At 63.6% G+C, this 24,089-nt stretch carries 22 protein-coding genes; 9 read left to right on the plus strand and 13 right to left on the minus strand.

Annotated features, from left to right (window positions below):
- Positions 1–2: 2 nt before the first annotated feature.
- From C8K18_RS10610 to C8K18_RS10625, 4 genes are read right to left on the minus strand one after another with little or no spacing between them, the layout of a single operon-like run.
- Entirely contained in the window at positions 3–851 is an 849-nt protein-coding gene (locus tag C8K18_RS10610; RefSeq protein WP_006046735.1) for an ABC transporter permease, read from the minus strand.
- A 2-nt stretch (positions 852–853) separates the two neighbouring features.
- The gene (locus tag C8K18_RS10615) at positions 854–1,651 is read right to left on the minus strand and encodes an ABC transporter ATP-binding protein (RefSeq protein ID WP_006046734.1); all 798 of its coding nucleotides are present in this window, start codon (positions 1,649–1,651) and stop codon (positions 854–856) included.
- Between the two features lie 3 nt (positions 1,652–1,654).
- Entirely contained in the window at positions 1,655–2,689 is a 1,035-nt protein-coding gene (locus C8K18_RS10620; RefSeq protein ID WP_006046733.1) for an aromatic ring-hydroxylating dioxygenase subunit alpha, read from the minus strand.
- 55 nt (positions 2,690–2,744) lie between these two features.
- Positions 2,745–3,716 carry an ABC transporter substrate-binding protein gene (locus C8K18_RS10625; protein WP_107707430.1) on the minus strand — a complete coding sequence of 324 codons (972 nt, stop codon included), beginning with the start codon at positions 3,714–3,716 and terminating at the stop codon, positions 2,745–2,747.
- A gap of 551 nt (positions 3,717–4,267) precedes the next feature.
- Here C8K18_RS10625 and C8K18_RS10630 point away from each other — a divergent pair.
- The 3 genes from C8K18_RS10630 to C8K18_RS10640 all read left to right on the plus strand — a co-directional run bounded on the left by C8K18_RS10630 (position 4,268) and on the right by C8K18_RS10640 (position 6,921).
- Positions 4,268–5,236 carry a helix-turn-helix domain-containing protein gene (locus C8K18_RS10630; protein WP_258196101.1) on the plus strand — a complete coding sequence of 323 codons (969 nt, stop codon included), beginning with the start codon at positions 4,268–4,270 and terminating at the stop codon, positions 5,234–5,236.
- Between the two features lie 176 nt (positions 5,237–5,412).
- Entirely contained in the window at positions 5,413–6,009 is a 597-nt protein-coding gene (locus tag C8K18_RS10635; RefSeq protein ID WP_107707432.1) for a tetratricopeptide repeat protein, read from the plus strand.
- 84 nt (positions 6,010–6,093) lie between these two features.
- Complete coding sequence (locus C8K18_RS10640; RefSeq protein ID WP_006046729.1) at positions 6,094–6,921, plus strand: hypothetical protein; 828 nt, start codon at positions 6,094–6,096, stop codon at positions 6,919–6,921.
- 79 nt (positions 6,922–7,000) lie between these two features.
- On the opposite strand, the gene C8K18_RS10645 is transcribed toward C8K18_RS10640, so the two are convergent.
- From C8K18_RS10645 to C8K18_RS10670, 6 genes are all read right to left on the minus strand, one after another.
- A complete protein-coding gene (locus C8K18_RS10645) occupies positions 7,001–8,161 on the minus strand; it encodes an enoyl-CoA hydratase/isomerase family protein (protein WP_107707433.1) in 1,161 nt (386 codons plus the stop codon).
- On the minus strand, positions 8,158–8,976 hold the full coding sequence (locus C8K18_RS10650; RefSeq protein ID WP_006046727.1) for an enoyl-CoA hydratase: 819 nt from the start codon (positions 8,974–8,976) through the stop codon (positions 8,158–8,160). The genes C8K18_RS10645 and C8K18_RS10650 overlap by 4 nt, the downstream gene beginning before the upstream one ends.
- Complete coding sequence (mmsB, locus tag C8K18_RS10655; protein ID WP_107707434.1) at positions 8,976–9,902, minus strand: 3-hydroxyisobutyrate dehydrogenase; 927 nt, start codon at positions 9,900–9,902, stop codon at positions 8,976–8,978. The genes C8K18_RS10650 and mmsB overlap by 1 nt, the downstream gene beginning before the upstream one ends.
- Positions 9,903–9,929: 27 nt before the next feature.
- Positions 9,930–11,438, minus strand: a complete 1,509-nt coding sequence (locus tag C8K18_RS10660; RefSeq protein WP_107707435.1) for a CoA-acylating methylmalonate-semialdehyde dehydrogenase — start codon at positions 11,436–11,438, stop codon at positions 9,930–9,932.
- A 105-nt stretch (positions 11,439–11,543) separates the two neighbouring features.
- Positions 11,544–13,247, minus strand: coding sequence for an AMP-binding protein (locus C8K18_RS10665; RefSeq protein ID WP_107707436.1), 1,704 nt, complete (start codon positions 13,245–13,247; stop codon positions 11,544–11,546).
- Positions 13,248–13,342: 95 nt separating this feature from the next.
- On the minus strand, positions 13,343–14,476 hold the full coding sequence (locus C8K18_RS10670; protein WP_107707437.1) for an acyl-CoA dehydrogenase family protein: 1,134 nt from the start codon (positions 14,474–14,476) through the stop codon (positions 13,343–13,345).
- 210 nt (positions 14,477–14,686) lie between these two features.
- Here C8K18_RS10670 and C8K18_RS10680 point away from each other — a divergent pair, with 210 nt between their 5' ends.
- From C8K18_RS10680 to C8K18_RS10695, 4 genes are all read left to right on the plus strand, one after another.
- Complete coding sequence (locus tag C8K18_RS10680; RefSeq protein WP_107707439.1) at positions 14,687–15,724, plus strand: AraC family transcriptional regulator; 1,038 nt, start codon at positions 14,687–14,689, stop codon at positions 15,722–15,724.
- An 88-nt stretch (positions 15,725–15,812) separates the two neighbouring features.
- On the plus strand, positions 15,813–17,558 hold the full coding sequence (locus tag C8K18_RS10685) for a nodulation protein NfeD (protein WP_107707440.1): 1,746 nt from the start codon (positions 15,813–15,815) through the stop codon (positions 17,556–17,558).
- On the plus strand, positions 17,555–18,328 hold the full coding sequence (locus C8K18_RS10690; protein WP_006046720.1) for a slipin family protein: 774 nt from the start codon (positions 17,555–17,557) through the stop codon (positions 18,326–18,328). The genes C8K18_RS10685 and C8K18_RS10690 overlap by 4 nt, the downstream gene beginning before the upstream one ends.
- A gap of 101 nt (positions 18,329–18,429) precedes the next feature.
- A complete protein-coding gene (locus C8K18_RS10695) occupies positions 18,430–19,731 on the plus strand; it encodes an NCS2 family permease (RefSeq protein ID WP_006046719.1) in 1,302 nt (433 codons plus the stop codon).
- Between the two features lie 30 nt (positions 19,732–19,761).
- Here C8K18_RS10695 and C8K18_RS10700 read toward each other — a convergent pair whose 3' ends face one another.
- Positions 19,762–20,052, minus strand: coding sequence for a DUF1488 domain-containing protein (locus C8K18_RS10700; RefSeq protein WP_006046718.1), 291 nt, complete (start codon positions 20,050–20,052; stop codon positions 19,762–19,764).
- Positions 20,053–20,488: 436 nt separating this feature from the next.
- Between C8K18_RS10700 and C8K18_RS10705 the strand changes: the two genes are divergently transcribed.
- Complete coding sequence (locus C8K18_RS10705; RefSeq protein WP_107707441.1) at positions 20,489–22,477, plus strand: sigma-54-dependent Fis family transcriptional regulator; 1,989 nt, start codon at positions 20,489–20,491, stop codon at positions 22,475–22,477.
- 79 nt (positions 22,478–22,556) lie between these two features.
- Positions 22,557–22,883, plus strand: a complete 327-nt coding sequence (locus C8K18_RS10710; RefSeq protein WP_107707442.1) for a 2Fe-2S iron-sulfur cluster-binding protein — start codon at positions 22,557–22,559, stop codon at positions 22,881–22,883.
- Between the two features lie 18 nt (positions 22,884–22,901).
- On the opposite strand, the gene C8K18_RS10715 is transcribed toward C8K18_RS10710, so the two are convergent.
- Positions 22,902–23,105 carry a DUF1653 domain-containing protein gene (locus C8K18_RS10715; protein WP_107707443.1) on the minus strand — a complete coding sequence of 68 codons (204 nt, stop codon included), beginning with the start codon at positions 23,103–23,105 and terminating at the stop codon, positions 22,902–22,904.
- A 32-nt stretch (positions 23,106–23,137) separates the two neighbouring features.
- Entirely contained in the window at positions 23,138–23,782 is a 645-nt protein-coding gene (locus C8K18_RS10720; protein ID WP_006046714.1) for a transcriptional regulator, read from the minus strand.
- Positions 23,783–24,089 lie beyond the last annotated feature (307 nt).

Below are 24,089 nucleotides of genomic sequence, written 5' to 3' on the forward strand. Positions count from 1 at the left end.
CCTCATAGTTCGCTTTCATGCCAGCCGCGCAAGCCCAGGCGCGAAACCCAGACGGTGATGCCGAACAGCACTACGCCCGTGACGGTAATCAGCATCAGCGCGGCAAAGAGGCGCGGAATGTTCAACTGGAAGCCTGCCTGCAAGATCTGATACGCGAGCCCGGAGCCGGTGCCGCCCGTGCCCGCGACGAATTCCGCCACCACCGCGCCGATCAGCGACAAGCCGCTCGAAATGCGCAGTCCGCCGAAAAAATACGGCAGCGCGCTCGGAACGCGCAGGCGCGTGAGCGTCTGCCAGCGCGTCGCGCGATTGATACGGAACAGGTTGACGAGCCCCGGATTGACGCTGCGCAAACCCAGCGCCGTGTTCGAGATGATCGGAAACAGCGCGACCAGCGTCGCGCAGATCACCAGCGCGAAGGTCGTGTCCTTCACCCAGATAATGATGAGCGGTGCGATGGCGACGATGGGCGTCACCTGCAGCAGGATCGCATACGGAAAAAAGCTCGCCTCGATCAGCGGACTCTGCGCGAACACGAGTGCGATCGCCACGCCAAGCACAGTTGCGAGTGCAAAGGCCAGCAGCGTGATCCTGAGCGTGGCAAACAGCGCGGCGAACAGCATCGGTGCATCGACAACAAGTTGCCGCGCAATGTCATGCGGCGCGGGCACCAGATACACGGGCACGTCGAAGACGGCGCACGCCGCCTCCCACATCGACAGCATCAGCACGCCGACCACCCACGGCGCGAGCGCCTTCATCGCGCCGGGACGCTGCAACAAGGGCCTGCGCGGGTTGACGGCTTTCCGCTCGTTCGCGGCAGCCCGGTTGACAATGGTTTCGCTCGTCATCGTTACGCTCCTTGCAGTTGATGCGCGTCGGAGATCAGATCCGATAGCGTCTTGCAGTGCGCCAGAAACGGCGCGGACACGCGATACGCTTCGTCGCGTGCCTCCTTGCCGTCAATGGGCACGTCGGCGATCACGCGCCCTGGGCGCGCCTGCATCACCACCACGCGGCTCGACAGATACACCGCTTCGTAAATGCTGTGCGTGACGAACACCACCGTCATGCCGCGCGACTGCCAGAGCTTGCGCAGATCGGCATCGAGCTTGTTGCGCGTGAATTCGTCGAGTGCGCCAAACGGTTCGTCGAGGAGCAACAGGTCGGGCTCGGTGACAAGCGCACGCGCCAGCGACGCGCGCATCTGCATGCCGCCCGACAACTCGCGCGGACGCGCATCGCCGAAGCCCGCCAGGCCCACGTTGGCGAGCGCATCGGCCACGCGTGCGTCGGCTTCCTTGCGCGGCACGTGTGACAGATCGAGCGGCAACCGGACGTTCGCGGCAATGCTGGCCCACGGCATCAGCGTGGCTTCCTGGAACACCATCGACATGCGGCGCCCCTTCGTGCGCACCGTGCCGGTCATGGCGAGCGGCTGGCCCCACCAGCGCATGTGGCCGCGCGTGGGGCTCTCGATGCCCGCGAACATCTTGAGCAGCGTGCTCTTGCCGCAGCCCGACGGACCGAGCAGCGAGACGAACTCGCCCGCGCCGATATCGAGCCGCACGTCGGTAAGCGCGGTGGTGCCGTTCGCATAGATCTTGTCGACGCGCTGCACCGAGAGCGCCGGATTGTGCTGTTCGTTCATGGCTCACGCCTCCGCATCGATACGAAACACTTCCTTCTCGCCGTGATCTTCCAGCAGCTTGAGCAGCATGCGGCGCATCAGCAGGCCGGGCTGGTCGGAGACCATGTGGCATTCCTGCTGACGGCTCACGTCGATGCAGGCGTCGTAATCGGTGGCTTCGAGAATCTCGCGGTCTTCGTCGGTGATCGGGCGGTCCCAGTCGATCAGCGCCTGTGTCGAGCATTGCTCTTCGGTGTCGTTGCGATAGAGCCATTGCACGAGCATCATCGTTTTATCGTCGATGGGCGTCGCGCAGTTATAGATGATGTGGTGAATCCCACTCGCCGGATACATGCAGCCGAAGCGCCGCGCGAAGGGCATGAACCAGCGGTTCACGAGATGCCGCTCGGTGATGTCGTCGGTCGTGCCGGTAATGCGAAAGCTCGCCTGCGGATTGCGGATAGGCACGCGGGTCTCGGCTTCGAAGCCCCATTCGCCTGGACGGAATTCGTACTTCGACGGCCTCGGCTGATCGAACAGGCCGAAATTCGACTTATGCACGAAGCTGAAGTGCGCGTTGTCGAACGAGTTCTCCATCATGCGCAAGGGGCTCGTGTTCCACTGCTCGTAGAACTGGAGAATGCGGCGATAGCCGGGTGCGGTCTCTTCCGGAAACTCGGGAATGGGCTGCAGCGGCTCGTCAAGCGCGACCCACGCATAACCGTAGCGTTCCTCGCAACGGTACGACTGCACGACGGCACGCGAGGGAATCTCGCCCGCGCCGTTCTGCGGAATCTTCACGCACTGGCCGGTGCAGTCATAGGTCCAGCCGTGATAGCCACAGGCGATGTTGCCGTCCGAATCCACGAAGCCCTTGGAGAGCTTCGCCGTGCGATGGCAGCAGCGGTCGCGCAATGCGTGCGGCTTGCCGCCCGCTCCTTTCCACAGCACGATGTTTTCGCCGAGCAGCGTGAACGGCTTGGGGCCATCGTCGAGATGGGACATGGGAACCACTGCGTACCAGAAGCGGCGCAGCACTTTTTGACGGGTGACCAGCATAATGTTGTTCCTCGGTTTGGTGGGCGCTTTGCCGGATGTGTTTAAGGCATCACCTTTAAGGCATCACCTTCGCGTTCTGCACATACTTCAGCGTGTAGGCGCTTTTATAGTCCGTGCCCGGCTTGAGCAGCTTCGCTGACACCATGTAGTCATAGGTCTTCTTCCAGCGCGCATCGGTCATCGCGCCGATGCCGAGCGTGGCCGCATCGCCGCCGGTCACGAGCTTGAGCGTCTTCAGTTGCGCGACGCCGAACGCGAGTTGCGCATCGGTCATCTCCGGGTTGTCCTTTCTGATGAGTTCGTTGCCCGGCGCAGGATTGGACAGATAGCTCTTCCACCCTTCCATCGAGGCCTTCACGAAACGCGCGACCACGTCCGGCTTCGCGTCGATGCTCTTCTTCATGCCGACGATGGTCGTGTTGTAGGGCGGATAGCCGTCGTCGGCGAACAGGAAAAAGTGCGTCTTGACGTTGGCGCGTTCCGCCTGAAACGGCTCGGAAGACGGATAAGCCTGCATCGCGACGTTCCTGTCGACAAAGAACGGTTGCAGGTTGAAGGTGTAAGGACGCGTCTGGCCGTCGGTGTAGCCGTACTTTTCCTTGAGCCACGGCCACCACGAGGTGCGGCCCGAGCCGGCGACCAGGATCGTCTTGCCCTTGAGGTCGCCGAGGCCTTTCACGTCGTCGTGTGTGAGCATGCCTTGCGGGTCGAACTGGAAGGAGGCGGCGACGGTCTCGACAGGAATGCCTGCCTCGATCGAGGACAGCACCTGAAAGTCATAGCCGAGGATGAAATCCGCCTGCCCGCCCACCAGCAGTTGCATGCCGTTGACCTGCGGGCCGCCCATCCTGATGGTGACGTCGAGTCCGGCTCTCTTGTAGAGGCCGGTGGCGACAGCCTGATAGAAGCCGCCGTGCTCGGCCTGCGCGTACCAGCTTGTGAGGACGGTGATGTGGTCGTCGGCGTGAGCGGCAAGCGCGGCGAGACCGAGAACAGCGGTGCAAAACAGGCGACGAATGAAACGCATGAATGGCTCCCGAATGAGGACATTGGAAGACCATGAGGACGTTCGAAAGTCAGGGGCGATACTGCGTGTCCTGTCGTTGAAATCGGGCGATTTCATTCGAACGCCGACACAGTCGACGCGGGTGCGCGATGCACCCCAGGAGCAATGCCCCACGCCGAAGCGAACCTTTCGCCCGGCGCTAGCCGCTTATACTCCGCACGACGGTTATGCGAGAAGCGTGCCAGACGATCGGGCCATGAAACGTGGGCTTACGCCTGGCCGAATGCATGGCCGCATGCGTCGTCACGGGGCATCCGCGCCCCGCGATCGCGCACGACAGCACCGTGAGCGTGGATTTAATCGGGACTCACGCAAAACATTAATAGGCGCTTAGACGAATCACACCTCTTCTCCATATAAGGCATGATTGTCGAAAACGCGTGCAACACTGAATCAAAAGATCCGGCAATATGACCCTTCACTCCCGGAGTTCGAGATTGAATCCATATTTCTATCGCTTTTGTACTGAACCGTACCCGAATGAGCAACGATTTGAAGTATGGCGTGAGGAGGTGAACGCGATATTCGACGTCGATATCGAAAAGTCGGTTTCTTCCAGTTTCAATTACGATCTTTCCACCGGCTATATCGGCTCTCTATTGATGGGTTGCGGCACCTGGGCCGGACAGCAGGAACCGGTCGCCTATGGCGTAAAACGGTCAGCGCAAATGATCCGCAGGGACGGCCTCGATCATTTTTATCTCTGCCTCGGCATTACTCATTCTCTATCCGGATATGCGGCTCGCACGCCGATCGAAGCAGAGCCGTCGAAAATCTATGTACTCGATCTGGCCCGCGAACTCGATTCGGAAATCGTAGCCGGTGACACGGTTATTCTGACGATCGCCCGCGATCTGCTCGAGCCGCGCATCCGCTCGGCGAATCTGCATGGCGCCGTGCTGCAAGGCCCGATGAGCGCCTTGCTCGGCGACCACATGATTTCGCTGCGGCGCCAGTTGCCGTACCTGTCGCCCGCCGACATGCCCTATATCGAGCAGGCGACACTGGCGATGGTCTCGGCGGCGCTGGCGCCATCGGCTCAAACGCTCGCCGACGCCGAAAACGAGATCAACCACGCGCTGCTGGTCCGCGTGCGCCGTTATATCGATGCGAATCTGACGGCTGCGCAGCTTTCTCCACAGCAGATCTGCCGCGACGTGGGCATTTCGCGCGCTCATCTGTACCGGCTGTTCGCGCGCGAGTCCGGCGTCGCCGCATATATCCAGCAGCGCAGGCTGGCAAAAATCCGCGAGATACTGGAAAGCCCGAAGGGCCGGAAACAGCGGCTGTCCACGCTGGCGTTCCAGTACGGTTTCAAGAGCGAGTCGCACTTCAGCCGTAGCTTTCGCCAGGCGTTCGGCTGCTCGCCGAGCGACGCCCGCGAGCGGGGGGCAGCGGAACCTGCGCAGCCAGCCGCGTCTCGCCGCAGCGGCCACTCGCCAGGCTCGCTGCGCGACGTGCTGGACAAGCTCGACAAGTGAACATGCACTGAGACGCACAGACAAGTAATAGAGACGCTCAGGCAAAAGCGCGCAACGCGCAACTGCTACTATTTTTCCGCCTGTCTTAGTTATGAAGATACGCGTCAGGAAAACCCAACGCTAACCTCGGCTTGCGTTTCCTGGCGCGATTTCACAATCAGAACCGGGGATCACAAATGGGGTATCGCCAATTGGCGCCATCGGCCGTCCTGATTCTGGCGGCCTGTGCGCATGGTCAGTCGGCGAGTCAGTTCGTGCGCATTTGCGACGACAGCGGATGTGCCGAGCGGCCAAAAAGTCAGATTGCCTTAGACGCTTCGCGCAACGGCCACGATTCGGCCGAAACAGATTCGGACCGGCGCATCGCCGCGCTGGTAAAAGCCGGGGAGACCAACCCGCGTGCAGCTTACGACCTGGGCCTGCGTTATTTTCGCGGCGACGGCGTGCGTCAGGACAGTTATCAGGCGCTCAAATGGATGCGCAAGGCGGCCGAAGGCGGCGACCTGCAAGCACAGAAAGCACTGGGCCGTTTTTATCTGTTCGGTCTCGAAGAGATGGGACCCGATCCTCGTGAGGCCGAGAAGTGGCTGATGATCGCATCGGAACGCGGCGATAAGGAGTCGGGAAAACTACTCGCGCAAGCGCGAGCGGCCAAGCAATCCGATCAGGATTACTACCGGTGGCAGACAGAAGCGCGTGCGCTTTACGGCAACTGGTATGCCGATTATCCCTACCAGGGTTATTGGCAGGGCCGGGGCTGGTACTGGTATTGACGCATCTCAAACAGAACATATGCGCTCGGCCATCTCATTGATATTCCGTCAACTGCATCACGCATCCTCCAAGAACATCAAAACATGAAGCTCAATTCGACATATCGGAGCGCCAAGGGCGTCTTCTCGATCATTTTGATCGGATCTCTAAGCGCCTGCGGGGGCATGGTATCCACTGGCGGACAAAGCGCGGGTGTCTCCGGTGCAGCCGGTGGCTCGACAAGCGCGGGCGCCGACGAAACGCTCGAGCGCTGCAAGGCGCCGCTCGGCACGATTGCAGTCGACGACGGACGCAATGCAGACTGGTTCGGTCCATTCGGCAGCGCGACTCAGGTCACGACGATCGAACCGCTGCTGCGTCTTGCAGTACAGCAATCGAACTGTTTTGTGATCACGTCGATCGGCAATCAGAAGACCGATGCACGGCTGTCGCGCATCACGGGTTTGCAACGCAATTCCGGCGAGTACCGCGCCGGATCGAAACAGCAGAAAGGTCAACGGGTCGCGGCAGACTACTACATGGAACCGCAGATCATTATCAACGACTCGGCGATTGGCGGCGTCAGCGGCGTGCTGGGCGGGTTGATCGGCGGCAATGCGTTGGGCAAGATCGCGGGCGGCATGCAGTCGAAGGCGTCGGTGGTCACACTGACGCTCTTCGATGTGCGTTCGGCGCTGCAAATATCGGCAGCCGAAGGCAACTCGACCGCGACCAACTATGGCGCGGCGTTGGCCGGCCTCGGCGGCGGCGCAGGAGGCGGACTGAGCGGATTCTCAAGGACGCCGGAAGGCAAGGCGACGGTCGCGGCGTTCATCGACGCATACAACAAGATGGTCGTCGCGCTCCGTAGCTACAAGGCACAGGACGTCAAGGGCGGCCTGGGAAGAGGCGGACAGTTGCAGGTGAACTGATCGCGTTTTCCGTTCCATGTGCCGCGTTGGCCGCTCCGGTCATCGCGGCTCATGGTTGGTCGTGAATCTGGCTGGTGCATCAGTTCGTATCGACACCCAGATCGCCCAGCGGATGCGCTTCCCGCTTCCACGGCGAAGTCAGAAAATGCCTGACCCGCTCGGGCCGCACTTCGGCGAGCGTGGCCGGCGCCCAGCGTCCCTTGCGGTCCTTGTCGATCAACTGCGCGCGCACGCCTTCGCAGAAATCGCCCTCCTCGATCGCGCGTTTGACGATGCCGAGCTCCATCCGGAAGCATTCGGCGAGTGTCATCTGCCGGCCGCGCAACAACGCCTCGCGCGTCACGTAAAGCATGGTCGGCGAGTGCGCGACGAGCGCATCGTAGGTGGATTGCAGCCATTGCTTCACTTCACGCGGCGAGTCGCGGTCGAGATCGTGCCGCAACGTCGCCACGATTCTGTCGACGGCCGAACGCCGGTCGAAATGCCGCAGAACCTGCGGCGTCAACTGCGCCAACGCGGCGTGCGGCACAATGTTGCACGGCGGCTCGAACACGCCGCGCAATGCGCTCATCAGATCGCTGTCATGCGGCATGCGCCGCAAGCGCTCTTCGAAAGAAGCGAGCCAGTCGGCCGGCACGCACAGATCGGCGAGTTGCAGCCGCAACGCATCGGCGCCGGACAGGGTCGCGCCGGTCAGGCCGACATACAGTTCCAGTTCCGCGGACATCGCGGCGAGAAAGCGCGTCGCGCCAACGTCGGGCAGAAAGCCGATGCGCGTCTCCGGCATCGCGATCTTGCTGCGCTCGGTGACGATGCGCAGCCGCGCCGCCTGGCCGAGCCCCATGCCGCCGCCCATCGCAATGCCGTCGAGCAGCGCGACGACCGGCTTCGAAAAAGTGTGCAGCGCGTAATCGAGCCGGTATTCGTCGATGAAAAATGCGAGCCAGCGGTTGTCGCCGTTCTTCGCGAGCCGGTGCACCTCGCGCACATCGCCGCCCGCACAAAAGCCCTTGTTTCCAGCACCTTTCATCACGAGCGCGACGATGCCGTCGTCGTTGCGGCAATGTTCGACCAGCATCGCAAGCTCGCGAATCATCGCGTGCGATAGCGCATTCAGCGCAGCGGGCCGGTTTAGCGTGATGATCGCGACGCGGTTGACGACGCGAAACAGGATCTCGCGTTCCGGCTCTGCGCCGGCTTCGGATGCGAATTCTGATGCGACGCTTTGCAAGGCGCTCATCGTTGCGTCTCCTCGTTTGCGCGGGCGGCATCTACGCTTTGCATGACCTCCCAGCGCGGCGCGCGTTTTTCGAGGAACGCATTGACGCCTTCGCGCTGATCGGCTCCATCGAACAGATCGACGAAACGTTCGCGCTCCAGCGCGAGCGCAGCCGAACGCGGCACGCCGTTGCGCGCCTGATGAATCAGCGTCTTGCTGAAGCCGACCGCCTGCGGGCTCAGCCCTGCGACGCGCGCCGCCATAATCAGCGCGGCCTCGCGCGCTGCGCCCTTTTCCACGACCTCTTCGACGAGACCGATGCGCAACGCGGTCGCCGCGTCGACGCGTTCGCCGGTGAGAATCATGCGCTTCGCCCAGCCTTCTCCGACGAGCCACGGCAGCGTCTGCGTGCCGCAACCGCAGGGCAGCAAGCCGACCGCGGTCTCGGGCAGCGCCATCACCGCGTGCTGTTCGGCGATACGGATGTCGCAAGCGAGCGCGCATTCGAGCCCGCCGCCCATTGCATAACCGTTGATCGCGGCGATCACCACGGGCCGCGCATTCTGCAACGTTTCGAACGCGGCGCCGAAGCGGGCCGCCGCGACACGCGCCACGTCGCGATTGCCGTCGGCGAAGGTGTTGAGGTCGGCGCCCGCGCTGAAGAACTTCGGCCCCTCGCCAGTGATGACGATTGCACGAACGCGCGCGTCGCCGTTCAGCCGCTCCACCGTCTGCTGCAATTGCAGCAAGCCTTCGGGCGTGAACGCATTCGCGGGCGGGCGCTTGAGGGTGAGTTGTGCGACGGTTCCGTTGTGCGCGTAGTCGAGTTCGATCATTACGCGTCTCCCTTCGTGCTGTCGCTGCCGTTGTCACTCAAGCTCCCTTGACGATAAAGCTTGATGACCACCGAAAAGTCCAGACGTCCCGCGCCTTTTGCGCTCATCGTTTGATAAAGCTGCTGCGCGAGCGCGCCGAGATAGACGGGTTGACGCGCGAATTTGGCCGCATCCGTCGCGAGGCCGAGATCCTTGAGCATGAGATCCGTGCCGAAACCGCCGCTGTATCCACGCGAGGACGGCGCGCTGTCGATCACGCCCGGCATCGGGTTATACGTGTCCGAACTCCAGCAGCGCCCCGTCGACGTATTGACGATGCCGGCAAGCACCTTCACGTCGATGCCGAGCGCTTCGCCGAGCGACATGGCCTCGGCCACGCCCGCCATCGTGATGCCGAGCACGAGGTTGTTGCAGATCTTCGCGACCTGGCCCGTGCCCGTGTCGCCGCAATGCACGATATTCTTGCCCATCGCCGACAATACCGGCTTCACCGCTTCATACGCGCTCGCGCTGCCGCCGACCATGAAGGTCAGCGTGCCCGCGGCCGCGCCGCCGGTGCCGCCGGACACGGGTGCATCGACAAACGTGTTGCCGTGCTGCCGCGCGAGTTCCGCGAACGCTTTCACGCTGGCGGGATCGATCGTGCTCGAATCGACGATGGTCACGCCTTTGGGAATGCCGGCCAAGACGCCGTCTTCTGCCGTGAGCACACTGCGCACATGCGCCGCCGCGGGCAGCATCGTGATCACGCATTCAACGTCGGCGACCGCCGCTTTCGGCGAAGCGGCCGCCTTAGCACCCGCATCGACAAGCGCCTGCAGGGCTTGTGCATTCAGGTCGAAAACGTTGACCGCATGGCCCGCCTTCAAGAGGTTGTGCGCCATCGGCGCGCCCATGTTGCCGAGTCCGATAAAGCCTATTTTCATGATGCCGTCTCCCTGTTTGCGGCTCGCTCAGCGCAGGCTGATCGTGGTGTTCACGCCGTCGTTGATCGTGTCGTCGTCAAACCAGTGCGCGGTGACGGTCTTGGTTTGCGTGTAGAACTGCACGACCTGTTTACCGTACGGACCGAGATCGCCGAGCTTCGAACCGCGCGAACCCGTGAAGCTGAAGAACGGCACGGGCACCGGAATCGGAATGTTGATGCCGACCTGGCCGACGTCGATTTCGCTCTGGAATTTGCGCGCCGCCGCGCCGCTTTGCGTGAACAGTCCGACGCCGTTGCCAAACGGATTGCGGTTGACGAGCGCGATCGCGTCGTCGAGCGTCGCGGCGTTGAGCACCAGCAGCACCGGCCCGAAAATCTCCGTGCGATAGATTTCCATCTCCGTGCTGACGTCGCTGAAAATCGTGGGGCCGATGAAATTGCCCTGCTCGTAGCCAGGCACTTTCACGTCGCGGCCGTCGAGCGCGAGCGTCGCGCCTTCCTTCACGCCCGCTTCGATCAGCCCGAGAATGCGCTGCTTCGCGGCGCGCGACACTACCGGACCGACATCGGTGTTCGGCTCGTGGCCCGCGTTGACCTTGAGCGTCTTCGCCTTGGCGACGATGTCCGGCAGCCATTGCTGCGCCGCGCCCACCAGCACGACCACCGAGGTCGCCATGCAACGCTGCCCCGCCGCGCCGAAGCCCGCACCCGCGAGCGCATTCAACGTTTGCTCGCGATTCGCGTCGGGCAGCACGACGGCGTGGTTTTTTGCGCCCATCATCGACTGCACGCGTTTGCCGTGCTCGCTGCCGAGGCGATACACGTGCGTGCCGACCGCCGTCGAGCCGACAAACGAAATCGCCTTCACGAGTTCATGTGTGCAGAGCGCGTCGACCACGTCCTTGCCGCCGTGCACGACGTTCAGCACGCCCTTGGGCACGCCTGCCTCCAACGCGAGTTCGACCAGTTGCATCGTCGATAACGGGTCCTGCTCCGAAGGCTTCAGCACGAACGTATTGCCGCAGACGATCGCCATCGGGAACATCCATAGCGGGATCATCGCGGGGAAGTTGAACGGCGTGATGCCCGCGCATACGCCGAGCGGCTGGCGCAGCGTGTAAGTGTCCACGCCGCCCGCGACGTTTTCCGCGAATTCGCCCTGCTGCAAGGTGCCGATCGAACACGCATGCTCGACGACTTCGAGTCCGCGAAAGACGTCGCCTTCGGCGTCGGCAATCGTCTTGCCCTGCTCGGCGCTCAGTGTCTTTGCAATGCGCGGCAGATGCTCGCGAATCAGCGCCTGGTACTTCAGCATGATGCGCATGCGCGCGCCGATCGGCGTGTTCTTCCATGTGCTGAACGCGGCATGCGCCGAGCGGATCGCTTCGTTGACTTCGTCGGCGGTCGCAAACGGCACGCGCGCCAGCACCTGTTGCGTCGCCGGATTGACGATGTCGCGCCATTCGGTGGTTGTCGATTCGACGAATTCGCCGTTGATCAGCAGCTTGACGGTATCCGGGGCAATTGCGCTCATGCTGGAAACTCCTATGCGGTGAATCGGTGGTGGCTCTGTGGTGTGCGTCGTGGCTCAGTGACCGACGCACAGTAAGTACGGTCGAATAAAAGTGCTTAATGACGCCTAGCGCAGATCGGGGAAATCTTCTTCCCAGTACTCGTCGGGCAAGCGTGCCGGCTCGGCTTGCCGCTCCATTTCACGGCGCCGCAACTCGACGCGGCGAATCTTTCCGGAGATGGTTTTCGGCAGCTCGCTGAATTGCAGACGGCGAATCCGCTTATACGGTGCGAGCTTTTCGCGCGAGAACGCGAACACGGCGCGCGCGAGTTCGGGGCCGGCTTCGTAGCCCTGGCGCACGGTGACGAAAGCCTTCGGCACCGACAGGCGCAGCGCGTCGGCGCTCGGCACGACTGCCGCTTCGCCGATGGCCTCGTGCTCGATCAACACGCTTTCGAGTTCGAACGGACTCAACCGGTAATCGGACGATTTGAAAACGTCGTCGGCGCGGCCGACGTACACGTAGTAGCCGTCATCGCGTCGCAGCGCCACGTCGGACGTGCGGTAGAAACCGTTGCGCATGGCCTCGGCGGTCGCCTTCGCGTTGTTCGCGTAGCCGGTCATCAGACCGAGCGGACGGTCCTTGCCATCGGCGCCGATCGGCAATGCGATTTCGCCTTCGGTGACAGGGTGATCGTCGGCGTCGATCAGTTCGATTTTGTAGCCCGGCAACGGACGTCCCATCGAACCGGCCACAACCGGTTGGCCCGGCGAATTGCCGATCTGGCAAGTGGTCTCGGTTTGCCCAAAACCGTCGCGTATCGTGATGCTCCATGCGTGCTTCACGCGCTCGATAATCTCCGGATTGAGCGGCTCGCCCGCGCCGACAATCTCGCGCAGCTTCACCGGATAATCCGCGAGCGGCTCCTGCACGAGCATGCGCCAGACGGTCGGCGGCGCGCACACGGTGCTCACGTTGAAACGCACCAGCACGTTCAGCGTGTCTTTCGGCACGAAGCGCGCGAAGTTGAAAACGAACACACAGGCCTGCGCATTCCACGGCGCAAAGAAGCAGCTCCACGCGTGTTTGGCCCAGCCCGGCGAGCTGATATTCCAATGGATGTCGTTCGGTTGCAGGCCGATCCAGTACATCGTCGACAGATGGCCAACCGGATAGCTCTGATGCGTATGCTCGACGAGCTTGGGCTTCGACGTGGTGCCGGACGTGAAGTAAAGCAGCAGCGGATCGGTGGCGCGCGTGATGCCTTGCGGCGTGAATTGCGGCGATGCGTCATACGCGGCCGCAAGATCGATCCAGCCGTCGCGCGGCGTGCCGACGGATAGACGCGTCAACGGCACATCGAGCGAATCGAATTTGGACAGCTCCGCGCTGTCCACCACGACGAAGTTCGCGCCGCCTATCTGCACGCGGTCGCGCACGTCGTCGGCGGAAAGCTGCGTGGTGGCGGGCAGCACGATCGCGCCGAGCTTCATTGCGGCGAGCATCACGTCCCACAGTTCGACGCGGTTCGGCAGCATCAGCAGCACGCGGTCGCCGCGTTGCACGCCCACGCCGCGCAGAAAGTTGGCCATGCGCGCGGAGCGCTCCGACATTTGCGCGTACGACAAACGCAGGCCCTCGCCTGCCGGATCGTCGACGATCCACAACGCCGGGTTGTCGTTATCGCGCGCGATGACGTCGAAGTAGTCGAGCGCCCAGTTGAACTCGTCCAGCACCGGCCACGCGAACTCGCGGTATGCGCGCTCATAGTCGGTTCGATGGCGCAATAACAGATCGCGTGCGTCGACAAATGCTTTCGCTGCAGTCATGGTCGTCTCCTGATGGGCGCGGTATTGGTCCGCGTTTGCTCGGGTTTAGTTTTATCCGCAAGCTATTTTGCGCTCAAACTCGGCTCGCGCAGCGTTCAAACGTGACGCGCGATCACCATGCGCTGCACTTCGCTGGTTCCTTCGTAAATTTGCGTGATGCGGGCGTCGCGGTAATGGCGCTCCACCGCGTAGTCCTCGAGATAACCGTAGCCGCCGTGAATCTGGATCGCGTTCGAGCAGATCTGCTCGGCCATTTCCGACGCGAACAGTTTCGCCTGCGATGCCTCCGACAAACACGGCTCGCCCGCCGAGCGCAGCCGCGCTGCGTGATGCACGAGCAGGCGCGCGGCGTTCAGGCGCGTGGCCATGTCCGCGAGCATGTTGGCGATGGTCTGATGATCCTTCAGCGCCTTGCCGAACTGCATGCGCTCGCTGGCATAGGCGCGCGCGGCGTCGAACGCGGCGCGCGCAATGCCCACGGCTTGCGCCGCGATGCCGATGCGTCCGCCCTCCAGGTTCGACAGCGCGATACGCAGGCCCTCGCCCGCTTCGCCAAGCAGATTCGCTTCGGGCACCGCGCAGTCGTCGAGCGAAATCGGGCAGGTGTCGGACGCGCGAATGCCGAGCTTGTGTTCGGGCTTGCCGACGTTGAAGCCCGGCGTATCGGTCGGCACGATAAACGCGGACAGGCCGCGCTTGCCGCGATCGGGGTCCGTGACCGCGAATACGATGGCGATGTCGGCGCGCGCACCGTTGGTCACGAACTGCTTGCTGCCGTTGAGTATCCACTTGCCGTCGCGCAGCACCGCACGCGTGCGCAGGTTGTTCGCCTCGGAGCCCGCCTGCGGCTCAGTCAGACAGAATGCGCCGATGCGCCGGCCGGTCGCGAGGTCCTGCAAATAGCGGTCTTTCTGCGCGTCGCTGCCGAAATTCAGAATCGGTCCGCAGCCGACGGAGTTATGCACGCTCATCAGCGTCGCACACGCGGCGCAGCCCGCGGCGATTTCTTCGAGCGCGAGCGCGTAGGCCACGTAGTCGGTGTATGAGCCGCCCCAATGCGGCGGCACGATCATGCCGAGAAAGCCGAGCTCGCCCATTTGTCTCACGACGTCCGCGGGCAGTTGCGCGTCGCGATCCCATTGAGCGGCGTTCGGCGCAAGGCGCTCGCTGGCAAAGTCGCGCGCCGCGTCGCGGATCATGCGTTGTTCTTCGGTGTAGAAACTGTCCATGAGCGTGAGTCCTGTGCTTGCGTTCGAAGCAAGTGTAGGCAAGCCGGCCGCCGGCTTCGATGCTCAGCGCGATCATTATGTGTGAGCGCATTTGCCATACTGATACCATGCAGTGCGGCAACGGCCGCGTTTTTGCCGCATTAGAGCTTTTCTGATAAGCAAAACGTTGAGCGCGATTGCCACTTCAACTACCCTGCCGAACCATCGCCGATGAAAACCGAAAAAGGCACCATCTCCGTTGCGCTGGTCAACGAAACGCTTGCGCTCGCGGCGGCGCGCGGTGTGGATGCGCTGCAGCTTGCAGAAGCCGCCGGCATCGCCGCGCCGATGCTGGCGTCGCCGAAAAGCCGCGTGTCGTCGGCGCAATACGGCGCGTTGTGGGTCGGCATCGCACGCGCGCTCGACGATGAATTTTTCGGTCAGGACTCGCATCGCATGAAATTCGGCAGCTTCATCGCGATGACGCAGACGGCGCTCACGGCGCGCAACGGTGCGCAGGCGCTGTCGCGCGCAATCGGTTTCATGCGGCTCGTGCTGGACGATCTCGGCGCGCGCGTCGAGACCGACGCGGAGCGCGTGCGTCTCACCTTCGTCGAACGCGAGGGAACCCGGCCGCCCACGATGTTTGCGTATGCGACGTATTTCATCGTCGTCTATGGGCTGTTGTGCTGGCTGGTCGGACGCCGCATTCCGCTGATCGAAGCGCGCTTCCGCTGCGCCGAGCCGCCCGCCGCGCACGAGTACCGGCTGATGTTTTGCGACGACATGGCGTTCGATCAACCGGAGTCTTACGTGGACCTCTCGCCGGCGTTTCTCGAACTGCCGGTGATTCAAACGGCGAACTCGGCCAGGCCGTTTCTGCGCGACGCGCCGGCGAGCTTCGTCGTCAAATACCGCAATCCGGGTTCGCTGGCCGCGCGCGTGCGCAAAACGCTGCGCGCATTGCCGATGGCGAGCTGGCCCGCCGCCGACCAGATGGCCGCGCGCCTGAACGTCGCCGAGGCGACCATGCGGCGCCGTCTGAAGCAGGAAGGCCATACGTATCAGTCGATCAAGGACGACCTGCGGCGCGACATTGCGATTGGCGAATTGCAGCAGTCGCGCCGCACGATTGCGGACATCGCGGCGTCGGTGGGCTTTGCGGAGCCGAGCGCGTTTCATCGCGCGTTCCGCAAATGGACCGGCATGCGGCCCACCGACTATCGTCCGGCGCGCGCGGACCTCACGCGGCGCGCGGAATCGGACTAAGCTGTAAGAAGCAGGCCAGTCTTCCTGGAGGGTCGGCCCGCGCCGGTCCGTCTTCGTATCCGTCGACGGCACGCGGCGCCCGTTAGCCATGAGCACGTCTTCACGTCGCCCGTTCCGGCAGTCTGGCGCGCGCCGGCCGTTTATCCGCGGCGGTGTCGCGCGCCGGTTCCTGCGCGGCATGACCGCGTTCGGGATGCTTTTGACGTTCGCGGTTGGGGGTCTGTTTGGGCCTGGGTTCGTACCTGGGTTCGCGTCGGGCGAAGATGCGGCTGTGGCTCAGGCCGCGCCCGTCGGTGGACAGAACGCCGTTGCGCAAGCGCTCAACAGCGTGGTCGTGATTCCCGTCAGCGGCGCGATCGGACCTGCGAGCGCCGACTTCATCGTGCGCAGTCTGCAGCGCGCCGCCGACAGTCACGCGCAACTCGCGGTGCTGCAACTGGACACGCCGGGCGGACTCGATACGTCGATGCGGCAGATCATCAAGGCGATCCTCGGCTCGCCGGTGCCGGTCGCGACGTTCATCGCCCCGAGCGGCGCGCGGGCCGCGAGCGCGGGGACCTACATCGTCTACGCGAGCCATATTGCGGCGATGGCGCCGGGCACCAACCTCGGCGCGGCCACGCCGATCCAGATGGGCATCGGCGGCACGGAGCCTTCGGGAGGCGGCACGCCGCGCCTGCCGGGCACGGGCGATCGCACGCCGCAAGCGCCGGCGCCGGGGGCCGGCGGTTCGGCTAGTGGCGTTGGTGCCGCCAGCAGCGCAAGCGGCGCGAGCGCCACGACAAGCCCGGCATCAACCAGCTCCCCCACCACACTCCCGCTCGACACCCAATCGACGGAACTGCGCAAGCAGGTTCACGACGCCGCCGCCTATATCCGCGGCCTCGCGCAAATGCGCGGGCGCAACGCCGACTGGGCCGAGCGCGCGGTGCGCGAGGCAGTGAGCCTCACGGCCGCCGACGCGCTCGCGCAGCACGTCGTCGACCTCAACGCGCGCGACGTGCCCGATCTGCTGCGTCAGCTCGACGGCCGCACCGTCGCAACGAGCGCGGGCAACGTCAAGCTCGCGACGGCGCATGCGCCCGTCGTCACGCTCGAAGCCGACTGGCGCAGCCACTTCCTCGCGGTCATCACCGACCCGAACGTCGCGCTGATGCTGCTGATGCTCGGCATGTACGGCCTCTTTTTCGAATTCGCGAACCCCGGTTTCGTGCTGCCCGGCGTGGTCGGCGCGATCAGTCTGCTTATCGGGCTGTTCGCCATGCAGATGCTGCCGGTCAACTACGTCGGCCTCGGCCTGATCTTTCTCGGCATCGCGTTTCTGATCGGCGAGGCGTTTCTGCCGACCTTCGGTTCGCTCGGCTTCGGCGGCATTGTCGCGTTCGTGATCGGCGCGTTGATGCTGATCGACACGGACGTGCCCGGCTACGGCATCCCGCTGCCGATGATCGCCGCCGTCACCGTATTCAGCGTGCTGTTCGTGCTGGGCGTATCGCAGCTCGCGCTGCGGGCGCGGCGCAGGCCGGTCGTGACGGGTTCCGAAGGGCTGATCGGCAGCGTCGGCGTGGTCCTCGAAGGCGGTCTCGTCGCCGCCTCAGACGCGGCCGCGGACCCAGACGCGGCAAACAGCAGCCTGGCCGGCTGGGCGCGGATCAACGGCGAGCGCTGGCAGGTGTCGAGCGCGGTTCCGCTCGCGGCCGGCGACGCGGTTCGCGTGACCGCGCGCCAGGGGCTGACGCTCACGGTCGAGCCCATCGCCGCCGCCCAGGCGCTGCAACAACAGCAAGCACAACAGCAACAGCAACACCCCTCTCTCGGAGGAAAAACCTCATGATCGGTTTCACATTCGGCTTCAGCAGCATTCTGATTCTGCTCATCGCCGCGCTGATTGCATCGTCGATAAAGATCTTTCGCGAGTACGAACGCGGCGTCGTGTTCATGCTCGGGCGCTTCTGGAAGGTCAAGGGGCCTGGGCTCGTGCTGATTATTCCGGTCGTGCAGCAGGTGGTGCGCATCGACCTGCGCACGGTCGTCTTCGACGTGCCGCCGCAGGACGTGATCACGCGCGACAACGTTTCGGTCAAGGTCAACGCGGTGGTGTACTTTCGCGTGGTCGATCCGGAGAAGGCCGTGATCCAGGTGGCGCGCTATTTCGAAGCGACGAGTCAGCTATCGCAGACCACGCTGCGCGCGGTGCTCGGCAAGCATGAACTCGATGAACTGCTCGCCGATCGCGAACAGCTCAACGCCGACATCCAGAAAGTGCTCGACGCGCAGACCGATGCGTGGGGCATCAAGGTCGCCATCGTCGAGATCAAGCATGTGGACATCAACGAAACGATGATCCGCGCGATTGCCCGTCAGGCCGAAGCGGAGCGCGAACGGCGCGCGAAGGTGATTCATGCGGAAGGCGAATTGCAGGCGTCGCAGCAATTGCTGCAGGCCGCGCAGACGCTCGCGCGCGAGCCGCAAGCCATGCAGTTGCGCTACCTGCAAACGCTCACGACAATTGCCGCCGACAAGAACTCGACCATCGTGTTTCCGCTGCCAGTCGATATGCTGAACGCCGTGGTGGACCGTCTGACGAAGCCACGCGAGCCGTAAGCCGCGCGCACCGTTGCCTGGCGACATCGTAAATTCGCTTGCGGCTGCGCCCCACGCGCTGGCAAGGTATCATCTCGCCCCTACGACGAGAGACCCGCCATATGGATTCCATAAAACGCTATTTCGGCCTCGACGCCGCCGGCACCAATCTGCGCACGGAAGTGCTGGCCGGCCTGACCACTTTTCTGACGATGGCCTACATCATCTTCGTGAACCCGGCGATTCTGGGCGACGCGGGGATGCCGAAAGACGCCGTGTTCGTCGCGACCTGCCTCGTCGCCGCGCTGGCCTCGCTGATCATGGGTCTGTATGCGAACTACCCGATCGCGCTTGCGCCGGGCATGGGCCTGAACGCGTACTTCGCGTACACGGTCGTCAAGGGCATGGGCTTTACGTGGCAAGCCGCGCTCGGCGCGGTGTTCATCTCCGGGTGCCTGTTTCTCGTCGTTACGCTGTTTCGCGTGCGCGAGGTCATTGTCACCGGCATTCCGCACTCGATACGCATCGCCATCACCGGCGGCATCGGCCTCTTTCTCGCGATCATTTCGCTGAAGACGGCGGGCGTCGTGGTCGGCAATCCGGCCACGCTCGTCACGCTCGGCGATCTGCATAACCCGCATGTGGTGCTCGCGATCATCGGCTTTTTCGCGATCGTCACGCTCGACTATCTGCGCGTGCGCGGCGCGATCCTGATCGGCATTGTCGGCGTGACCGTATTGAGCTTTTTCTTCGGCGGCAATCAGTTCCACGGCATCGTGTCCGCGCCGCCGTCGATTTCGCCGACGCTGTTCCAGCTCGACATTCGCGGCGCGCTGTCCACCGGCGTGCTGAACGTGATCCTGGTGTTCTTCCTCGTTGAACTGTTCGATGCAACGGGCACGCTGATGGGCGTGGCCAATCGCGCGGGTCTGCTGGTGGAAGGCAAGATGCATCGGCTGAACCGCGCGCTGCTTGCGGACAGCACCGCCATTCTGGCGGGCTCGATGCTCGGGACGTCGTCGACGACCGCGTATATCGAAAGCGCGTCGGGCGTGCAGGCAGGCGGGCGCACCGGCGTGACGGCGGTCACGGTGGCCGTGCTGTTCCTTGCCGCGCTGTTCTTCGCGCCGCTCGCGGGCGTGGTGCCCGGCTACGCGACGGCGCCGGCGCTGCTCTACGTGTCGTGCCTGATGCTGCGCGAAATGCTCGACCTGCCGTGGGACGACGCAACCGAAGTCGTGCCGGCCGCGCTCACGGCTCTGCTGATGCCGTTCACTTACTCGATCGCGAATGGCGTCGCGTTCGGCTTCATCTCGTATGCGGGACTGAAGTTGCTGACCGGCCGCGCGCGCCAGGTGAAGCTCGTCGTGTGGATCATCGCGGCGATCTTCCTGTTCCGCTATTTCTACCTCGGCAGCGAGTAAGTTCTTGCGAACCGCGGCGTGCCGATGCGCTCAGGCACGCCAGTTCGCTTCATAAAAGCGCACATAGCCGCTGCGCAGCACGACGCATTGCGCGCTCGTCTCAGAGAGCAGACGACGCGTGGCGGCTTCGATGCGCTCGCGGTGCGTGTCGAACGCGCCGACCATGTCTTCCAGACGCGGCGACGCGGCGCCGAAATGATCTTCGAGCGCTTCCGCGGTGATCATGCACTCCACCCTCTGCCCATCGACCAGCGCCGGAAACGCCAGGGTGAGTTCGCGACCTGAATACTCAGGATTTTCATTCGGGAAAAGGATCTGCATGGGAGTCACCTGGAAGTTAGGCGCCGCGCATGATTCGCATGGGTAATGCGCACGCCGGTTACATCTGATCGCGCCCCGGGCTGCCTCCTCCTTGTCCAATGCCGGCGACGCGGGCTCGTCATCCGTCGCATGCGGAAACGCGCCATTCGCGCGTCGCGAGGATGATTTGATTCACTTTAGACGAGTTCCTGCGCGGCGCAAGTTTTCCTTTCCGCCGCTTGATCCAGGTGCGAAGTTGCCCGCGAATTGCGCACGCGATTGCGCACGAAGCGTGCATGGCGCTTGCGTGCCTACCGACCCGCGCCGGGTGTTTTCCCTGCGACGCGCGCGGCTTCGGCTCCTGTAATATCGGTATTCGCCCGCAAGCGCGCATGCTGCGCTGCGGCATCGAACGGCGGGCAACGCACCCGCCGCATCCGAATACCGGAGACATGCCTTGAGCCATCGCCCCGCCACGCCGTCCCGCATCGGTCGGCCCGATGTCATCGCGCAAGCTCATGCGCGCTCGCTCGAACTCGGGCTGCGCGCGTCGGAAATGCCGGATTTTCAGCCGCTGCGCCGGCCTGCGCTGCGCGAACTGGTCGAGTGCAATCAGTCGCTGTATACGCATGCGCTGCCCGTCATGGAAACGCTGCATGCGCAGATCGTCGACACGCAAAGCATGGTGCTGCTCACCGACAGCCAGGGCGTGATCCTGCATAGTCTCGGCGACAGCGATTTCGTCGCGAAGGCGAATCGCGTCGCGCTGTGTCCGGGGGTGTCATGGGCCGAGGCCGACCGCGGCACGAATGCAATCGGCACGGCGCTAGTCGACGGACAGCCGACCGTGGTTCACGCCGACGAACACTTCCTGCACGCAAACCGCATTCTCACCTGCTCGTGCGCGCCGATTGCGGATCCGTTCGGGCGCACCATCGGCGCGCTCGACGTGAGCGGCGACACGCGCGGCTTTCATAAGCACACACTAGCGCTCGTTAGAATGTCGGCGCAGATGATCGAAAATCATCTGTTCTCCAATCAATTCGCCGATGCGTTGCGCGTGCACTTTCACGCGCGCGCCGAATTCATCGGCACGCTGTTTGAGGGACTCGCCGCGTTCGCCGCCGACGGCACATTCCTGTCGGCCAACCGCAGTGCGCTGTTCCAGTTCGGACAAGCGCTCCCCGCGTTGCAGGTGCAGCCGTTCGAGGCGCTGTTCGGCGCCGCGTTCGCCGACGTGTTGCAGCGGATCGCGCGCGCGCCGGGCGAGAATATCGTGCTGACGTTGCCGAGCGGCGTGCGCGTCGTCGCGCGCGGCGAGTATTCGGCGCAGCGTTATGTCGCGCCGGCAGCGGATGTTGTCGGCACGGCGCGTGGCTTGACAACGCATGGCGCGCGTCACGCGGCGCGGATTGTGGAATCGCCGTCCAATGTCACGCCCGCCACGCTTGAAACACTCGACACCGGCGACGCGCAAATGTCCGCGATTCTGCGGCGCGTCGGCAAGGTGCGCGGTCGCGACATTCCGATCCTGATCCTCGGCAAGACAGGCACCGGCAAGGAATGGCTCGCGCGCGCGATCCATCACGATTCGCCGCGGCGCACGGCGCCGTTCGTCGCGTTGAACTGCGCGTCGCTGCCCGACAGCCTGATCGAAGCCGAACTGTTCGGCTATGAAGACGGCGCGTTCACCGGCGCAAAAAAACGCGGCAGTGTCGGCAAGATCGTGCAGGCCGACGGCGGCACGCTGTTCCTCGATGAAATCGGCGATATGCCGCTCGCGCAGCAGGTGCGGCTCATGCGCGTGCTGCAGGAGCGCAGCGTGGTGCCGCTCGGCGGCACGCGCGCCATTCCGGTCGACCTGCGGATCGTCTGCGCGACGCACCGCAATCTGCGCGCGATGATCGAGGAAGGCATCTTCCGCGAGGACTTGTACTACCGCATCAACGGACTCGTCGTGACGTTGCCGGCGCTGCGCGAGCGCACGGATCTGGAAGCGCTCATCGCGCGTGTGCTGGAACTTCAGTGCGAAGGCGACGGCGTGCCGCGCCGCGTTTCGCCGCAAGTGCTCGAGCGCTTCATGCAATGCCGCTGGCCCGGCAATCTGCGGCAACTGGCGAACGTGCTGCGCACCGCGAGCATCATGGCCGAAGGCGCGGATCAAATCGAACTCGACGATCTGCCGGAAGACTTTCTGCATGATTGCGCCGATGCCGCGGCGAACGACGACTCGCGCTCGTCTCTGCGAACCTGCGACGACGCGATGGACAACAACCTGGCTAGCGCTCAGACGCCCGCGCCGTCGCGCATGGAAGACTGGCAGGCCACGTTGATCGCGCAGACGCTTGCGCGGTTGGACGGCAATGTGTCGGCGGCGGCACGCGAACTGGGACTCGCGCGCAATACGGTGTACCGCTATTTGCGCCGCGCCGGCACGACTCATTGAAGCGTCGATACAGCGACGGCCGCCAGGAAACACCGCGCGACCGTGTAAAGTGTGACGAGCACAGTCACACATTCACACGATGTCCGATTCACACCGCCCACCTGTCGTGCGCGTCGAGCCGCTTGGCCGCAGCTTCGAAGCGCCCGATTCGCTCACCATTCTGGAAGCCGCCGGCTTCGCCGATCTGCGCTTGCCGCGTTCATGCCGCAACGGCACGTGTCGTACGTGCATCTGCAAAATGACGGCGGGACGCGTGCGCTACACGATCGAATGGCCAGGTCTTAGCCGCGAGGAAAAGCAGGAAGGCTATATGCTGCCGTGCGTCGCGATTGCCGAAACCGATGTGGTGATCGAAGCGCCGGACGCTGTGGAGCTGCAGTCGTCGTCGTTGTCGTCGCCGCGTTGAGCAGCGAGGCTTATCCCCTCAATCGATCCTGGCGAAGCGCGGCATCGTCGCGCCTTCATGCTCGATCTGCTCGAAAAACACCGACGCCGGACGTGTCCAGATCGTGCCGTTGCTCGCCTTGTAGACGATCATCGTGACAGTCGGATCGGATTCGAGCGTCGCCTCGCATATCAGTTCGTAGAGGCCGCCTTTGTAATGGCGGTAGCGGGTGATTTCAGCCATCGAATTCTCCCTGGGTTGGACAGTGCCACGACTCAACCGCCTTCCTTCATCTGCTTGAGGATTTTGTAGACGGTTGCGCGGCCCATCGTCAGCACGGCGGCCACATAGTTCGCCGAACTGCGGCCGCGAAACGCGCCTTGCGCATGCAGCGCCTCGACGATCTCGCGCTTGTGTTCGCGCGTGAGCGCGTTGATGCCGATCTGCCGCTCGCGCAGCCACGTATGCAGATACGTGTTGATGCGGTCCTGCCAGTCGTCGCGGAACAGGTCTTCAGCGGGCGCGTCCGTCAGATTCCCGCCGCGGATGAACAGATCGAGCGTGGAACGCACGTCTTCGAACACCGCGATATTGAAGTTGATGCACAGCATGCCGGCCGGCTTGCCGTTGTCGTCGAACAGAATGTTGCTCACGCAGCGCATGCGGCGGCCGTCCCAGTTGAGCTTCTCGTACGGGCCGATGGTGCGCCCGCGCGCCGCATAGTGCACTTCGTCGAGCACCGACGGACCGCCCACTTCGAGCTTCGACAGATTGTTCACCAAGTACGCGATGGTCTGGTCGCGCAAATCGTGGATCACGACTTCGGCGCACGGGTAGAAGAGCGCCGCGATGCCGTCGGCGATGGGAGCGTAGCGCTCGAGCAGCAGGTCTTTCACGGGGGTCGCGGTTGTCTGGCGCATTGGATGACGATGTGACGGTGTTCGGGGGCGCGTGCTGCCTCGCGCGGCAACTCGCCATTGTAGCGACCGGCCGGCCCCTCTGTTCGTGGATGGAACTTTTTACTATCCAATCAGACGTATTTAGTGCATCATATTGGAATAGTTGTATTCCGCATTCGCAGCCTGGCTGTCTCATACCGCATCTGCGCAACACCCCCGACTGTTCGACCGCCGCCCGTCGGCGATCCCGTCACTCCGGCAATGCGCCGCCAGCATTAGCCGTCGCGAGTTGTGTAGCTGAGTTGTTCAGCTGAGTTTCAGCTTTCAC

The organism is Paraburkholderia sp. GV068, assembly GCF_003058125.1.
Lineage (GTDB): Bacteria > Pseudomonadota > Gammaproteobacteria > Burkholderiales > Burkholderiaceae > Paraburkholderia > Paraburkholderia graminis.

Excerpts from the sequence above, each read along its gene's own strand:
- C8K18_RS10715 (WP_107707443.1), bottom strand. The coding sequence starts at position 23,105 with ATGGCTGAAATCACCCGCTACCGCCATTACAAAGGCGGCCTCTACGAA.
- C8K18_RS10685 (WP_107707440.1), top strand. The coding sequence starts at position 15,813 with ATGAGCACGTCTTCACGTCGCCCGTTCCGGCAGTCTGGCGCGCGCCGG.
- C8K18_RS10635 (WP_107707432.1), top strand. The coding sequence starts at position 5,413 with ATGGGGTATCGCCAATTGGCGCCATCGGCCGTCCTGATTCTGGCGGCC.
- C8K18_RS10645 (WP_107707433.1), bottom strand. The coding sequence starts at position 8,161 with ATGAGCGCCTTGCAAAGCGTCGCATCAGAATTCGCATCCGAAGCCGGC.
- C8K18_RS10690 (WP_006046720.1), top strand. The coding sequence starts at position 17,555 with ATGATCGGTTTCACATTCGGCTTCAGCAGCATTCTGATTCTGCTCATC.
- C8K18_RS10660 (WP_107707435.1), bottom strand. The coding sequence starts at position 11,438 with ATGAGCGCAATTGCCCCGGATACCGTCAAGCTGCTGATCAACGGCGAA.
- C8K18_RS10620 (WP_006046733.1), bottom strand. The coding sequence starts at position 2,689 with ATGCTGGTCACCCGTCAAAAAGTGCTGCGCCGCTTCTGGTACGCAGTG.
- C8K18_RS10710 (WP_107707442.1), top strand. The coding sequence starts at position 22,557 with ATGTCCGATTCACACCGCCCACCTGTCGTGCGCGTCGAGCCGCTTGGC.
- C8K18_RS10650 (WP_006046727.1), bottom strand. The coding sequence starts at position 8,976 with ATGATCGAACTCGACTACGCGCACAACGGAACCGTCGCACAACTCACC.
- C8K18_RS10670 (WP_107707437.1), bottom strand. The coding sequence starts at position 14,476 with ATGGACAGTTTCTACACCGAAGAACAACGCATGATCCGCGACGCGGCG.
- C8K18_RS10640 (WP_006046729.1), top strand. The coding sequence starts at position 6,094 with ATGAAGCTCAATTCGACATATCGGAGCGCCAAGGGCGTCTTCTCGATC.
- C8K18_RS10610 (WP_006046735.1), bottom strand. The coding sequence starts at position 851 with ATGACGAGCGAAACCATTGTCAACCGGGCTGCCGCGAACGAGCGGAAA.
- C8K18_RS10695 (WP_006046719.1), top strand. The coding sequence starts at position 18,430 with ATGGATTCCATAAAACGCTATTTCGGCCTCGACGCCGCCGGCACCAAT.
- C8K18_RS10625 (WP_107707430.1), bottom strand. The coding sequence starts at position 3,716 with ATGCGTTTCATTCGTCGCCTGTTTTGCACCGCTGTTCTCGGTCTCGCC.
- C8K18_RS10680 (WP_107707439.1), top strand. The coding sequence starts at position 14,687 with ATGAAAACCGAAAAAGGCACCATCTCCGTTGCGCTGGTCAACGAAACG.
- mmsB (WP_107707434.1), bottom strand. The coding sequence starts at position 9,902 with ATGAAAATAGGCTTTATCGGACTCGGCAACATGGGCGCGCCGATGGCG.
- C8K18_RS10665 (WP_107707436.1), bottom strand. The coding sequence starts at position 13,247 with ATGACTGCAGCGAAAGCATTTGTCGACGCACGCGATCTGTTATTGCGC.
- C8K18_RS10615 (WP_006046734.1), bottom strand. The coding sequence starts at position 1,651 with ATGAACGAACAGCACAATCCGGCGCTCTCGGTGCAGCGCGTCGACAAG.
- C8K18_RS10700 (WP_006046718.1), bottom strand. The coding sequence starts at position 20,052 with ATGCAGATCCTTTTCCCGAATGAAAATCCTGAGTATTCAGGTCGCGAA.
- C8K18_RS10720 (WP_006046714.1), bottom strand. The coding sequence starts at position 23,782 with ATGCGCCAGACAACCGCGACCCCCGTGAAAGACCTGCTGCTCGAGCGC.